This window comes from [Brevibacterium] flavum, assembly GCF_019317305.1.
Lineage (GTDB): Bacteria > Actinomycetota > Actinomycetes > Mycobacteriales > Mycobacteriaceae > Corynebacterium > Corynebacterium glutamicum.
This window is the reverse complement of sequence record NZ_CP079240.1, coordinates 117,637-130,941: the sequence shown is the minus strand read 5'-3', so window position 1 is coordinate 130,941 and position 13,305 is coordinate 117,637. Positions and strand designations below refer to the sequence as shown.

General features: G+C 53.4%; 13 protein-coding genes. 5 read left to right on the top strand and 8 right to left on the bottom strand.

Annotated features, from left to right (window positions below):
• The first annotated feature begins 21 nt into the window (after nucleotides 1-21).
• Entirely contained in the window at nucleotides 22-2,799 is a 2,778-nt protein-coding gene (locus KW808_RS00605; RefSeq protein ID WP_499652408.1) for a hypothetical protein, read from the top strand.
• Between the two features lie 334 nt (nucleotides 2,800-3,133).
• Complete coding sequence (locus KW808_RS00600; protein ID WP_003859926.1) at nucleotides 3,134-4,288, top strand: MFS transporter; 1,155 nt, start codon at nucleotides 3,134-3,136, stop codon at nucleotides 4,286-4,288.
• A 3-nt stretch (nucleotides 4,289-4,291) separates the two neighbouring features.
• Here the strand turns inward: KW808_RS00600 and KW808_RS00595 are convergent, their stop codons facing one another.
• The 7 genes from KW808_RS00595 to KW808_RS00565 are packed head-to-tail and all read right to left on the bottom strand — an operon-like array spanning nucleotide 4,292 to nucleotide 9,486.
• Complete coding sequence (locus KW808_RS00595) at nucleotides 4,292-5,143, bottom strand: urease accessory protein UreD (protein WP_003859929.1); 852 nt, start codon at nucleotides 5,141-5,143, stop codon at nucleotides 4,292-4,294.
• Nucleotides 5,144-5,761: an urease accessory protein UreG gene (ureG, locus tag KW808_RS00590; protein WP_003859932.1), complete on the bottom strand. Its 618-nt coding sequence runs from the start codon at nucleotides 5,759-5,761 to the stop codon at nucleotides 5,144-5,146.
• Nucleotides 5,762-5,777: 16 nt separating this feature from the next.
• Nucleotides 5,778-6,458 (bottom strand): urease accessory protein UreF, encoded by a 681-nt coding sequence (locus KW808_RS00585; protein WP_003859934.1) that lies wholly within the window; start codon nucleotides 6,456-6,458, stop codon nucleotides 5,778-5,780.
• A complete protein-coding gene (gene ureE, locus KW808_RS00580) occupies nucleotides 6,458-6,931 on the bottom strand; it encodes an urease accessory protein UreE (RefSeq protein WP_003859936.1) in 474 nt (157 codons plus the stop codon). The genes KW808_RS00585 and ureE overlap by 1 nt, the downstream gene beginning before the upstream one ends.
• Before the next feature lie 24 nt (nucleotides 6,932-6,955).
• A complete protein-coding gene (gene ureC / locus KW808_RS00575) occupies nucleotides 6,956-8,668 on the bottom strand; it encodes an urease subunit alpha (RefSeq protein ID WP_003859939.1) in 1,713 nt (570 codons plus the stop codon).
• Nucleotides 8,669-9,157 (bottom strand): urease subunit beta, encoded by a 489-nt coding sequence (locus KW808_RS00570; RefSeq protein ID WP_003859941.1) that lies wholly within the window; start codon nucleotides 9,155-9,157, stop codon nucleotides 8,669-8,671. It abuts the gene before it with no gap.
• Between the two features lie 26 nt (nucleotides 9,158-9,183).
• Nucleotides 9,184-9,486, bottom strand: coding sequence for an urease subunit gamma (locus KW808_RS00565; protein WP_003857708.1), 303 nt, complete (start codon nucleotides 9,484-9,486; stop codon nucleotides 9,184-9,186).
• Nucleotides 9,487-9,686: 200 nt separating this feature from the next.
• Here KW808_RS00565 and KW808_RS00560 point away from each other — a divergent pair, with 200 nt between their 5' ends.
• Nucleotides 9,687-10,202: a MarR family winged helix-turn-helix transcriptional regulator gene (locus KW808_RS00560; RefSeq protein WP_003859942.1), complete on the top strand. Its 516-nt coding sequence runs from the start codon at nucleotides 9,687-9,689 to the stop codon at nucleotides 10,200-10,202.
• 9 nt (nucleotides 10,203-10,211) lie between these two features.
• Here KW808_RS00560 and KW808_RS00555 read toward each other — a convergent pair whose 3' ends face one another.
• Nucleotides 10,212-11,045, bottom strand: a complete 834-nt coding sequence (locus tag KW808_RS00555) for a hypothetical protein (RefSeq protein ID WP_003859944.1) — start codon at nucleotides 11,043-11,045, stop codon at nucleotides 10,212-10,214.
• Nucleotides 11,046-11,215: 170 nt separating this feature from the next.
• Between KW808_RS00555 and KW808_RS00550 the strand changes: the two genes are divergently transcribed.
• Together KW808_RS00550 and KW808_RS00545 are read left to right on the top strand one after the other, a co-directional pair.
• Nucleotides 11,216-12,118 carry an esterase/lipase family protein gene (locus KW808_RS00550; RefSeq protein ID WP_003859946.1) on the top strand — a complete coding sequence of 301 codons (903 nt, stop codon included), beginning with the start codon at nucleotides 11,216-11,218 and terminating at the stop codon, nucleotides 12,116-12,118.
• A gap of 9 nt (nucleotides 12,119-12,127) precedes the next feature.
• Nucleotides 12,128-13,102, top strand: a complete 975-nt coding sequence (locus KW808_RS00545; protein ID WP_003859948.1) for an esterase/lipase family protein — start codon at nucleotides 12,128-12,130, stop codon at nucleotides 13,100-13,102.
• Nucleotides 13,103-13,305 lie beyond the last annotated feature (203 nt).

The window sequence follows — 13,305 nt, the reverse complement described above, 5'->3', positions numbered from 1 at the left end:
TCCTCCGCTACTCTCGAGGCCATGGATTATGCCTTTGAGCAGTCGGCGACTGCGCTATTAGATCGTGCAATTGACATGCCCATGAACGATGAGCAGATGGAAGCTTTTCAACTTGCATTGAGCGTGGCACAGGAAACCGAAGATCAAGATACTGAGTTTAAAGCTCGACTGTTTCTGGCCACGCTGGGCAATATCAACGAGGATCACACCTCAATGCTCACCCACTTTTCCGCAGCTGTCGGCATGCATGACCGCGATCCAGCTCGCTTCCCAGGCCAGGGCGACGGTTCCTACCCGGATCTTTTTTGGCTGTACAAAAACGCCCTCAACCTGGTCATTAGCTCAGTGCTGTTCACCCGTGAGCAGATGGACAACATGCTCGATCAGATGGATGAACACTTCACGCGCGCGGGTATCCCGCGCATCGCGATTGATATTGAGCGCCGCGACGACGCCCTGATGAACGGCTCCCTCGAGCGTGCGCTAGAGCTGCAAGAGCTTATCGACGCCTCCCCGCACGACGATCCCTTCGACGACTGCCCAACCTGCCAAATTGCAGGAAAAGCGGCACTCGCAATGGCGGCAGATGATTACGACGAAACCCAAAACCTCGTCTCCCAAATCATCAGCTACGGATCCATCGGCTGCGTCATGGAGCCAGAAACCACCCTCGCTGCGTTCATGCTGCGTGTGCTTAAGTCCGGCGATGCTGATTATGCCCGCTACCTGCAAGATGTCAGTGCGAAGGCAAACCCCGAATTCCAGTCCCTTGATTCCGTTGGACGCCACCTAGAATTCCTCGGCATCACTGGAAACCATTCCAGGGGCTTGGGCTTTCTCACCCGTTACCAGCACCGCTTGATCACGGATCCTTTGGCAACTCTGGGACATTTCCAGTTTTACTTGGGCACCTACACGTTGCTGTCCTCCACTGAACGCGCAGGCTTCGGGGATCTTGTTGTCTCCGGTACTGGAGAGGTGTTTGGCCACGATGAGGATCTAAACGTCGAAAAGCTTAAAGAACGCTGCCTGGAATTGGCGCGCAACCTGGCGCGCGAGTATGACGCCCGCAATGGCAACGACAATTTCATGAAGCGTTTCGAGGCCTCAATCGCTAATTCCACCCTGGATATTCCAGTGGGATTGGGCGGTTCCAATTTGCTGCTCAAGGCGCAAACCGCGACCCCATCTGAGCCTGCGAATGCTCAGGACAAACTGTACCGTTTCTGCATCGCCAATGGTAAGAGGGCATTTTCCGATGCGCAGCGATTCCTGCTCAACGCCGATGAGCTCGCGGAGCTTTCTGATTATGAGCGTCTGGCTTATGCCATCACCTTGCTTGATCAGCCTGGAAAAGAAGCAGAAGGACGCGAACTTTTCCTTTCGGAGCTTCGCCGCCAGGGCTATCGCGCTGTCAATTTCTTGGAATCCCAAACCGTGGAGCAGCTCAATAACCCCGATGTCCAGACTTACCTCACCGAAGCGGAACTGATTCGCGATGACTTGAGGTCTTGGGCAGTCCTCAATCAAATGGCATTGGACAACATCGATCTCGTTCCATACGGCGAGGAAAACGAAGAGCCACTTGCAATCGCCCGCAAGATCATCGAGGAAACCGCTTCCCATCCTGAGCTGAGATTCGAAAACCTCGAGGCCCAGTTCTCCGAGTTCACCATCTTGCTTGCTCAAAGCCCGGAGAACCTCGACGTAGCCCTCTACCAGGAGCTTCGTACACAGGGAAACTTTGTTCAAGAACTCGCCTTGGACAGCATTTTCGGCCAACATGCCGTTGTTCAAAACACCGGAAACGGCGAAGCCATCCTAGATGAAACTATCGGGTACATGATCGGCGCCGGCATGCGTGAAACCACTGCCCGCACCGCCAGCCAGTTCGCGCAGCTTTACTCATTTGTGGGCAGGCAGGAACGCTCCATTGAAATGGCACGACTCGCTTTCGAGGAACTTCAAGCGGCAGGACTTTCCCACCGTGAGGAAGAACTGCGATTGGGCATGCAACTCGCCCAGGTTGAACCAATTGAAGCCCGCGAAATCCTGGAAAAGCTGCTGCTGCCTAAATTCGAGCAGAATCTGACACTTGATGAACTTGAAACTGAAGCACTCCTTCCTTTGGGTGCTACCGTTGCTATCCACGACCCCCAGGCTGCCGCAGCAATTTTGCGCCACGCTCGCGAAAACGCCGCAGGGTTCGGCAACTTCGAACTCGCAGTCCAAGCGATGACCATGATCACGGATGTCCTCTACACCCAAGACATGCACGAGCAACTGCTGGAGGAGCTCAACCACTCTCTCCCCTATGCTCAAATGCTTGATGATCAACACCAAGCTGAACTGAAACTGCTGGACAGCATTGCCATCGTCCAGGCAGACCTCGGTTCCACCGAAGCGCTGGAAACCCTGGGCACCGCAATGGGACTCGCAGAAACCACAGCTCAGAAGCTATACGTGCAGGAATCCCTCAACCGCGCATACTTCACTTTTGCCCGCCCTGAAGATTGCATCAGCGGAGCAGCCGAAGCTTCTGCCCTGGCCATGCAAAACGATGACCCTTCCAATGCAGCTGCCCAGTTGGAGCAGTGTGCACAGTACTTGTTCCAATTGGGCCACGAAACTGACGGCGCAAGCCTGCTGGAATCTGCATTCAGGGTTGAAGGCATCCCCACTGAGCAGGCACTGTACTACGCAAATGCACTGTCTTCCATCTATGAAGATTTCGGCGATTCCGCGAAGTCGCAGTACTGGGAGCAGCAGGCGCAGGAAAAGCAGCAGCTTCTGGAGTAACGACCGTTTAAAGAGTCGAAGTTTCAGAATGGGTGTCGGTCTAGGCAGACCTGCTTTAGGCGCTTGAGAGCGATTCTGGAAGGGCACTTTCTTTAGACCGAGGGGCAGTTTTTCTCCTCTTTGAGGGCCGAGCAAACCAGGTGACCGAAAACGCATCGGCTAGCCCGCCACTGGTCATATGGGACGGTTATCAGACTTCAGAACCAGCCCATATGACCAAGGGAACCTCGACATACACTCCTTTGGTCACCTGGTTTGGTTGAGGGAAACAGACCGCCCAAGAACCCAAGAAATCCCAAGAAAACATGCTGCTTATGAATTAAAGTGAGCACCCATGAGATCAGGAAACGCCAATCGCGTCTTCATAGGTGTTACCATCCTGCTGTTTACTGCAGGATGGGCAGCCAATCATTTCGCGTCAGTGTTGGTGTTGATCCGTGAACAATTAGACGTATCAAGCGTGCTGGTCAACGGCGCTTTTGGTATTTATGCACTGGGACTTCTTCCAAGTTTGCTCGCAGGCGGTGTGCTTGCCGACCGTTTTGGTGCCCGCATGGTGGTACTCACCGGAGGTGTACTTTCTGCGCTTGGAAACCTCTCCCTCCTGGCATTTCATGATGGCCCCTCTCTCCTGGTGGGACGATTCATCGTTGGTCTTGGCGTGGGATTAGTAGTCAGCGCCGGCACCGCATGGGCGGGCAGATTGCGCGGAGCAAGCGGCGTGACATTGGCCGGCATTATTCTGACCGCCGGTTTCATGATGGGGCCGATTGTGACAAGTGGGTTGGGGATGGCGTCGACAAGCATTATTACGCCCTTTGCCATAAGCGTTGCCCTCTCGCTGATCGCGGTGGTTGTGGGATTTGCGCTTGGCGATGCCCGCAGCACCCCGAGCGCACTTGGCGCATACAGCGGAATCAAACACGAACGAAGCATGAAAAAGGCCCTCGCGGTGTCCTTGCCGATGGCAATTTGGGTGTTCAGCTGCATCACCACCTCCCTCATCGTGATGTCCGCGCGCATCGACGCCACCTTCGGCAACGCCATTCTTCTCCCCGGGATCGGCGCGGCGATCGCCTTCAGCGCCGGCCTGATCGCACAATTTTTAGGTAGGAAATTCGCGTGGGGTCGTGGCTCCGGAATCGTGGGCGCGCTGTGCGCTCTCGCCGGCTTCGCGCTGGCAGCTTTTGGTGGCGACTCCATTCCAGTGTGGCTTTTCGTCATCGCATCGATCCTGCTCGGCACCGCATATGGCCTCTGCCTGCGCGAAGGGCTCCTCGGCATCGAAACTTACACACCACTCAACCGACGTGGCACCGGCATCGGCATCTATTATGTGTTCACGTATTTGGGATTCGGGCTGCCAGTGCTTCTCGACGCCCTCCTCCCACACGCAGGCGCCTCCATTCCGCTGTACGCGCTGGCTGCGCTCGCCCTTGGATCCGCAATAATCCGCGGGGTGCAGATCAAACGCGGGTATGTGGTTTAGGTTCTAGTACTTCCGCAAATTCACCGGTTCCTGCCCGCGCCATCGCCCACGCAACAGCGACGCGATGTGTTCGTGCAGGTTAACCAGCTCCTCAGTGCGATTGCTCAGCGTGCGCGCAATAAATCCGCGCAACTCCGTGCCCGGCGCGCTCAAAAAATTGACAGCGCCATACACATCAGGGTGCGCGGCAAGTTGCTCATTCAGCTCAGCAACAAGCTGCTTATCGACGCCTTCCCCCATCACAATCATCTGCCCTGAATGTGTGTACTGTTCCGTCCACCCAAAACTTCCCTCTCGGGAGTCCGGCCGGAGCAGTAAATTATCCAAGAGCACGAGTCGCCCTGTGGTGGAGTCCGTGATTTCGGTGTGTAGACGCATTTCATCGTAAGCAAAGTGTTTGCCGTCGGGGTGCCAGCCTGGGGTGATTTGTTCACTCATCACAAACGTTGAAGTTGGGTGCAGCGCCACCTTGGTGAATTGATGATACGTGGATTCTCGGTACGCAATAGTTTGATCCGCAAGGTATTCCAGCACGGCATTTTCACCGACGTTGATCTCGGTGTACTGGGTGACTGGTCCTTGCGGTGTGCGATAAATCTTGGTGGCTGATTGCGTGGTGATCAACGCTTTGGCGTTGTCTTTGACCGTGAATTGCTGCTCATAAACCTCGCCGCCCAGGTAGCCACCACCAATGGCGATGATGGTGTACGAGACCTGGCCTGAATCATCCAAATAGTGTGGCCGGATTACTCGAAGCGCACCCTGGTGGAATTGTTCCACCGCACGGCTTTGACCTTGGGGTCCTTGATCATCGATGGTGAGTCGCAGGGTTCCCACTGGTTGGGTTTGTGTCATTTAGGCTTCCTGCAAGTCCTGCATCATCACCTCATGGCGGATCCATTCCAAGACCTTGTCCAAACCGTCATCGGTACGCAGATTGGTCAGGCAGAATGGTTTGTTTTTACGGAATGTCTTGGCATCTTCCACCATGACATCAAGGTTGGCACCAACGTATGGAGCAAGATCTGTCTTGTTGATGATGAACAAATCCGACTTAATCATGCCTTGGCCAGCTTTCCTCGGGATCTTCTCACCTTGGGCAACATCGATGATGTAAATGGAAAAATCCACGAGCTCTGGCGAGAACGTTGCAGAGAGATTATCTCCACCAGATTCCACAAAGATGAGTTCCAGATCTGGGAAGCGTTCCACAAGGTCTTTGATCGCTGCATCATTCATGGAGGTGTCTTCACGAATCGCAGTGTGTGGGCATCCTCCAGTTTCAATGCCAACAATGCGTTCTTCTGGCAGCACTCCATTGGCGGCAAGAATCTTGGCGTCTTCAATGGTGTAGATATCGTTAGTGATTGCAGCCATGCTGACTTCGTCGATAAGCGCTCGCGTAATCCGCTCTACCAGCTGCGTTTTGCCGGCGCCGACCGGCCCGCCTACGCCGATTCTGATTGGACCCATGTTTCTTTTCTCCTTCTTAACTCATAAATAGTCGTGCGCGTTGGGTTTCATGAACCATTTGTGAAATATCCAAGCCTGGATCACCCGAACAGAAATCAATCTCATCCAAGTTCACGCTACGTTTCACGGCCGCACCGATATGCTCACGCATGGCGAACAGCACCCGCTGACCTGCCATTTGCCCCAGTGGGATGCCACGAACCGCATTTTGGATCAGCGAACTCACCGTTGCCGTGAGGTGAGCGTGGATTGCTCGATCCACATCAATCCCCGCGCTGTGGGTGGCAAGAGCCAAAGCCAAAGCCGGGTGCCCTGATAGCTCTCGATGTTGAATCAATTCGAGATACTCAACAATCAGGGGCACGGAGTAGGTTTCAGCCACGATCTCTGCCATGCGCGTACCCATTCGAGCATTAGCTTCCCGAATTTCTCTCGCCGGAGTTCCAGCAAAAAGGCACTCATCCAGCCGTTTCAGCTCAGACACCGTCGGGGTGGCGTAAAACATCCTCATTGCCAAAGCATCAGAGCTGGTCAATTGCACCTTAAGCAGGACTTTCAGCCAGTCTTGGAACTCCTCTGCATTGGTGATTCGCTCTGCATCCATATAAGTTTCAAATCCAAATGAGTGCGCAAACGCTCCCGTTGGAAGTGCTGAATCCGATAAATGCAACAGCAGAAAATCAGCGTCAAAATCCATCAATGTGTGTGCCCGCTATGCCTGAAAGGAATTGGCGGAACAAGTTCGGTGCGCTGATACTCAATGCTGTGCTCATCTAAGAAGCTGACCACCGTGTGATCGTATTGCACGATCATGGCTGCCTTCTCTGTCACTTCACCTGGCTTGGAAAACTGTGCTGGCAGATGCCTATTTCCCAGAGAGTGCGCCACAAATCCCATCTGGTGAATATCGCTTGGTGTGATGACTAAAACATCCGTGGGAATAATCTCCACCACAAATACTGTCTTATCATCGGCTTTCAGCACATCGCCTTCCCGCAGGATGGGGTGCCCGTGATTGAGCCGCAACCCCAGTTCTTCTCCTCCGGAGAGCGCAACACGTTGAATGCGCTTATCCAGCACTAAATCTTCAAAACGCACACCGATGACATCGCGTCCTTCAACAAACTCCGGTTGATCGTAGATGTTGGTGTCGATCGCAGTGATAATCATGGATCTTCCTTCCTTGTTGGCGGATTAGAACAAGAAGTAGCGACGTGCCATTGGCACTGTCTCTGCTGGCTTGCTGGTGATCAACTCACCGTTGACAAACACCTGGTAGGTCTCTGGATCGACATGAATATCAGGCATTTCTGCATTGAGTTTCATATCTCGTTTGGTCAGATTCCTTACACCTCGAACGCCCCGGATCTGCTTCCTCAGATTCAGCAGATCAGGAACATTTGCATCGATAGCGTCCTGGGATAGGAATGTAATGGAGCTTCTGGAAACTGCCTGGCCAAACGCACCCCAAGTATTGCGCAGGGTGCGGGGCTGCGGAGTTGGAATGGAACCGTTGGAATCACCCATGAGGGAATTGACCATCAACCCACCCTTGATCACCAGATCAGGTTTCACACCAAAGAACTTTGGATCCCACAGCACGAGGTCAGCGAACTTGCCTTCCTCCACTGAACCGACAACATAATCCACACCGTGCGCAATCGCAGGGTTGATGGTGTACTTTGCGATGAATCGACGCAAGCGGTTGTTGTCGTTGTATGGAGCATCTCCCGTTAGTGATCCACGGGTGCGTTTCATGTGGTCAGCGACCTGCCACGTGCGTGTGATGGTCTCTCCAACTCGGCCCATCGCCTGGGAATCCGATGAAGTAATAGAGAAAATACCCATATCGTGAAGCACGTCTTCGGCAGCAATGGTTTCCGCACGAATACGGGAATCCGCAAAAGCCACGTCTTCTGGAATATCTGGGTTGAGGTGGTGGGCAACCATCACCATATCCAGGTGCTCTTCAACAGTGTTTCTGGTGTACGGAAGCGTTGGGTTGGTGGATGCAGGCAACACGTTTGGCAGAGCAGCCACTCGGATTAGGTCAGGAGCGTGTCCACCACCAGCACCTTCGGTGTGGAAGGTATGGATGACTCGGCCCGCAATGGCTTCAATGGTGTCTTCCACAAAACCGGCCTCATTCAAGGTATCGGAGTGGAGTGCCACCTGGATGTCCATATCATCGGCCACTTCTAGGGCAGTGTTGATCGACGATGGTGTGGCACCCCAGTCCTCGTGAATTTTCAGACCGATTGCACCCGCACGAACCTGCTCAGCCAGCGGAGATTTGGAAGAACCATGGCCTTTACCCAAAATGCCGAAGTTCATGGGCATGCCTTCAAAAGCACTAAGCATGTTGTAGGTATTCCACTGACCTGGCGTGACAGTTGTAGCCATCGACGCCTGGCTTGGGCCGGTACCTCCACCGATCATGGTGGTGATGCCCGATGCCAATGCAGTATTCACCTGGTCAGTGCCCAAGAAGTGCACGTGCGTGTCGATGCCACCTGCGGTAAGGATTTTGCCTTCACCAGCAATGATGTCGGTGGCAACGCCAATGACGATATCGACGTTTTCCATGACATTCGGGTTTCCGGCCTTTCCGATTCGGAAGATGTTGCCATCTCGAAGCGCAACGTCAGCTTTGTACACACCCGTATAGTCAAGGACGATGACGTTGGTGATGACGGTATCGGGAATATCTACATCGCGAACCAAGGTGCCATTTTGGCCCATGCCATCACGAATGACCTTGCCACCGCCGAATGCTACTTCTTCGCCGATTGCTGCGTAATCTTTTTCCACACAGAGAAAAAGCTCAGTATCAGCAAGACGTACTGAATCGCCAACGGTTGGACCATAAAGGTCGGTGTACTGCTTGCGGGAAATCTCAAAACTCATTTAATTTCGACCTTCTTCCGAGCCTTCTTCTGTGCCCACATTTGTGCCCACATCAGTGGCGTCATCTAGTTTCCGGCCACGTTCAGCAGCTTCGACCTGTGGCAATTCTTGTGGAGCATCACCAGCAGCTGAGGAACGACGCCAACCGTCTTCGCGTCCCTCCCACACGTTGACTTTGAGGTCCTCCAACGGCCCATCGACGAGATCTCGGAAACCTGCAACAATGCGGTCACCGCCAATGGCAACAAGGTTGACGGTGCGGGCATCGCCTGGCTCGAGACGCACCGCGGTGCCGGATGGAATATCAAGGCGGAAGCCGTAACCTTCACTGCGATCAAAGCTGATGCTGGGGTTTACTTCAGCGAAGTGGAAATGCGAACCAATCTGCACAGGCCTATCACCGGTGTTGATGATTTCGATGGTTTTGGCCTCGCGCCCAACATTTCCGGTGAGTGATTCGCTGGACAGGATGTACTCGCCTGGGATCATGGCAAAACTCCTAAAAACATCAAGGGTTATCGGATGGGATTGTGCACGGTGACGAGCTTGGTGCCGTCATCAAACGTTGCTTCAACCTGGATGTCAGGGATCATCTCTGGGATGCCTTCTAAGACATCATCCCTAGTCAAAATGGTGCTTCCCCAGCTCATAAGGTCTGCGACTGTGCGTCCGTCACGGGCGCCTTCAATCAGTTCATACGTGATGAGGGCAACGGCCTCTGGGTGGTTAAGTTTCAGGCCGCGATCTTTACGGCGACGTGCAAGGTCAGCCGCCACCACGATCATCAGTTTTTCTTGTTCACGAGGAGTGATATGCAATTTTGCCCCTTTCTGTCAGGTAACAGAAATTAGTTTAGCTCCCCCAACGCAATATTTGGGAGAGCCTCTAAAAAACCGACAATATACTGCTTTCCTTTGAGAGGAAAGTAGCGCTACATCTGCATATCTACCCCCTTAAAAATGAAGCATAAAACCGCCGTGTACCGGCCTTTTATTGATTTTGACGTAAGCTTGCACCGATGACTCAAGATGAACACCCCCGACAGGCCGACTCCCATTTCAACATGCTTTTACCGGATGGAAATGAGAACGCACACCAGCTTTCTGTCGCTCTAAATCAGGTGGCACATCTGTTGGCTTATGATGCGGACTCTTCAATTCATCGACCTGATGGGCTAAGTCTGGCGTCCTATAGAATTCTCTTTTCACTGTGGACTGATGGCCCCATGAGTCCGCTCCAGGTGGCTGACAAGACTGGGATGAAAAAGTCGGCGATTTCCAACCTGCTAAAACCATTGCTCGCCGAGTCTCTGATCGTTCAGGTAGCAGATGAAAAAGACCGACGTTCAAAGGTTTTAAGCCTTAGCGAAAAAGGCACTACATACATTCAGAAAACATCCACCCGCCAAAATGCTTTGGAATCCGAGTGGTTTGGCACCCTGACCGACATCGAGCAGGATTTATTGGAGTCGTTGCTCAGGAAACTGCTCGACTCCAACCGCGCATCCAAGGTTCGTAAAAACCGATCTAACTAGCGTCGATCCTTAGGGATGTACGTCTCCTTCCGCCAACACATCAAGATCAATCAGAGTGTTGAGTGGTTCAACAACATTGCAGGTACTGAAGCTGCGGAAGGAATCCCGCCAGTTTTCGCCGCTTTGTAGTGCGTGAATAAGCGGAGCGGCATCATCGCCTTCAAGGATCTTCAGTGCCTCTGCCTCGCCTTTTCCAGCACGAAGTGTCGCCACGGCGGCTGCAATGTTGAGGAATCCGAAGTGAAGTCGGCCGGTTTTCTCGTCACGATACCTGAGAGCACGATGCAGGCCTGCAGTGAGTTTAAACGGCAATGCAGCATCGATGGCGGTGCGCAGCACAGTGACCAAGTCCTGCGGTGAGGGGAAGAGCTCTTCCCTATCACCTCCAGTTCTGTATTTCAGGCCAGCTCCCATGTGGCGGAGTTTTCGGACAATATCTGCGGTGACCAGGGCTGTCGGAATCTCAACCCATACGAAAGTGTTGCGATGTTGTTGGATGAGTTTTTCCACATCTCCCAACCAAGCGGTGTTGGTGAGGGCTGCTCCGACCAGCTTGATTTCCACCGAAGCGATGTCGATGTTGGGGAGTTCGTAAAAATCCCTTCGCAGATCAGCGAGCTCATCAGTACTGATTACTGCCGACACGCGAAGGACTTCATCGCCGGTATATTGGGCGGCTTCTTCCAGTTTGGCTAACGGCAGAATGAGCGTTCCGATGAATCTGGACATCGGTTTGTTCTGACGATCAAAGTGTTCGCCGATGGCTCGGTCAAGCGGGACGAAGCAGGGATAATAGACTGCGGAATCATCAAAAAATCGATGAAACTGTTGCACGCTGTTCATGATGACAATCCTCTCCACGAAGCTTAAACCCCATTTTTGCACTATTTTCCTGTACGAAACTGATAAGGCTTGAATCGTTGGTGCTTCGAGTTGGGATTGTTATGTGGGGAGACGTCGATAAGCAAAACACTTGCCGAGCGCAAGCCGGCCTACGGCGCTAGTGTGAGCACATGTCCCAGGAAAATTCTGGTTTGTTCAAGCGCGCGATTTCGCGTGGTGTGGCTAAGGTGCGCCGGAATCCGCGCGAGGATTTTGCAGAGGAATTCACCCAAGAACTCTACGATCACGCAACAAATATCACCCTGCCCCTGACGGCGCGGCTGAAGCCGAAGGGGTTTTTCCAGGATGATTGGCGGGCGCGACCAAGTGGTGCGCGACCGTGGCCGATCGTGTTGATCCATGGTTCCGGTGCCAGCAAAGGTTCTTGGGAGGAAATGGGCTCTGAGCTGCGCAGCAAAGGTTGGGCCGTGTTTGCACCTGACTTTGGAACGCGTGCCACAGAGCCCATTGCGGCGTCGGCTGCCCAGATTGGTGCGTATATTGATGCCGTTTTGCTGGTGACTGGTGCTGCGCAGATTGTGCTGGTTGGGCATTCTCAAGGCGGTGTCGTGGCGCGGTATTGGATGCGCACCTACGGCGGATACATGAAGGTCAGGCACATGATTTCTATCTCCACGCCGAATCACGGGACACTCATGGGAGGCATTTTAAACCCGATGACAAAGGTAAAATCGGGAGAGGGAACGATCGAAAAACTAATGCACAGACTGTTCGGTCCCACTGGATTTGAGCAGCTGCGCGGACACGACATCATTGAATTTTTGGCTGACGGTGGCGACCTCGATCCAGGCGTCACCTACACCTGCGTTGGTACCCATTTCGACCCCTTCATTCAACCCCCTGAAGTGGCATTTCTTGAGGTCAACGAGGACGATGATCCAAATCGAGTCCACAATATTTGGGTCGAAGATGAACACCCGCGCGCAATGATTGCCCACAACGATATGGTGCGCGATCCCAGGGTGATCGAAATCGTACGCGCAGAGCTCGACCGGGTGGCACGCCTCGGCTAAGTTGGGGTCATGGTTGACGCCCTCAATGATCTCCGCCGAGAACTCACAAACGCGTTAAGGTCCGTATGGAAAAACCTCCCCACCGAGAACGCCCCGCAGGCCGATGCCTTGCCAGACGATGTAGTGGAAGAGATCGCGACAAACTTCTATCGCAATCCCAAAAACCGCGGCAAACTCAACGAAGACAAAACAGATTCCCTACCCATGCTGGCGCGCATACGTTCACGTGGGCTTTTTGAAGACGATTGGCGCGCCCGCCCCACCGAAGACCGCCCCTGGCCAGTAGTATTAGTCCACGGAACTGGATCAACAAAAGGTGATTGGCAAGACTTGGGAGCCGATCTACGCCGCGACGGCTGGGCAGTGTTTGCACCCGAATTTGGCCAACGCGCCACCGGTTCAGTCGCAGAATCATCCGCACAAATTGGCGCCTATATAGATACAGTATTGCTTGCTACAGGAGCCTCAAAAGTCATTGTCGTTGGCCACTCCCAAGGCGGCGTGTTGCTGCGATACTGGATGCGTGTTTTGGGTGGTGCATCCAAAGTCAAACACATGGTCTCCCTCGCTGTCCCCAATCACGGCACCACCATGGGCGGAATCGTCAGCCCGCTAATCCGTAACAATCGTGGCGAAAGCGTGGTTAATTCTGTCGTTCAATCGTGGTTCGGCGAAGCTGGATTTGAAATGATCCGCGGACACGACACCATCAACGCCATCAATGAAGGCGGCGATTTGGATCCAGACGTGACATATCTGTGCATCGCCACCCACTTTGACACCGTGATTCAGCCCCCTGAAACCTGCTTCCTAGAGGCCCGGAACCCCGAAGAACTCAAGCGGGTCCAAAACATCTGGGTGGAAAACCTCGACCCCAATTCAGTCGTGCTCCACGAAGCAATGCCTTACGATCCCCGCGTACGCGCACTGGTCAGGGCGGATTTGAGCAAATTGGTGGAGATTTCCGAGACTACGGAGAACTAGGGGTTTTGGTGGTTGTCTAAAGCTCGACTTCACGTGTGCTGACTCCACTCTAAATTGCGGACTTTTCCGAGTGAAGTCGAGGTTAAGAAGTTGAGTATGAGAAGTCAGCGCACGTGAAGTCGAACTGTAGCACTCGTGTAGCCGTGTCTGGGCGGAGGTCTCCGCACTTAGGTTCGATTTCATACTTCCAATTTCTTAAAAGC

Bases quoted from the DNA above. Each gene is read 5' to 3' on its own strand.
- KW808_RS00605 (WP_499652408.1), top strand. From the start codon at position 22: ATGGATTATGCCTTTGAGCAGTCGGCGACTGCGCTATTAGATCGTGCA.
- KW808_RS00600 (WP_003859926.1), top strand. From the start codon at position 3,134: ATGAGATCAGGAAACGCCAATCGCGTCTTCATAGGTGTTACCATCCTG.
- KW808_RS00595 (WP_003859929.1), bottom strand. From the start codon at position 5,143: ATGACACAAACCCAACCAGTGGGAACCCTGCGACTCACCATCGATGAT.
- ureG (WP_003859932.1), bottom strand. From the start codon at position 5,761: ATGGGTCCAATCAGAATCGGCGTAGGCGGGCCGGTCGGCGCCGGCAAA.
- KW808_RS00585 (WP_003859934.1), bottom strand. From the start codon at position 6,458: ATGGATTTTGACGCTGATTTTCTGCTGTTGCATTTATCGGATTCAGCA.
- ureE (WP_003859936.1), bottom strand. From the start codon at position 6,931: ATGATTATCACTGCGATCGACACCAACATCTACGATCAACCGGAGTTT.
- ureC (WP_003859939.1), bottom strand. From the start codon at position 8,668: ATGAGTTTTGAGATTTCCCGCAAGCAGTACACCGACCTTTATGGTCCA.
- KW808_RS00570 (WP_003859941.1), bottom strand. From the start codon at position 9,157: ATGATCCCAGGCGAGTACATCCTGTCCAGCGAATCACTCACCGGAAAT.
- KW808_RS00560 (WP_003859942.1), top strand. From the start codon at position 9,687: ATGACTCAAGATGAACACCCCCGACAGGCCGACTCCCATTTCAACATG.
- KW808_RS00555 (WP_003859944.1), bottom strand. From the start codon at position 11,045: ATGAACAGCGTGCAACAGTTTCATCGATTTTTTGATGATTCCGCAGTC.
- KW808_RS00550 (WP_003859946.1), top strand. From the start codon at position 11,216: ATGTCCCAGGAAAATTCTGGTTTGTTCAAGCGCGCGATTTCGCGTGGT.
- KW808_RS00545 (WP_003859948.1), top strand. From the start codon at position 12,128: ATGGTTGACGCCCTCAATGATCTCCGCCGAGAACTCACAAACGCGTTA.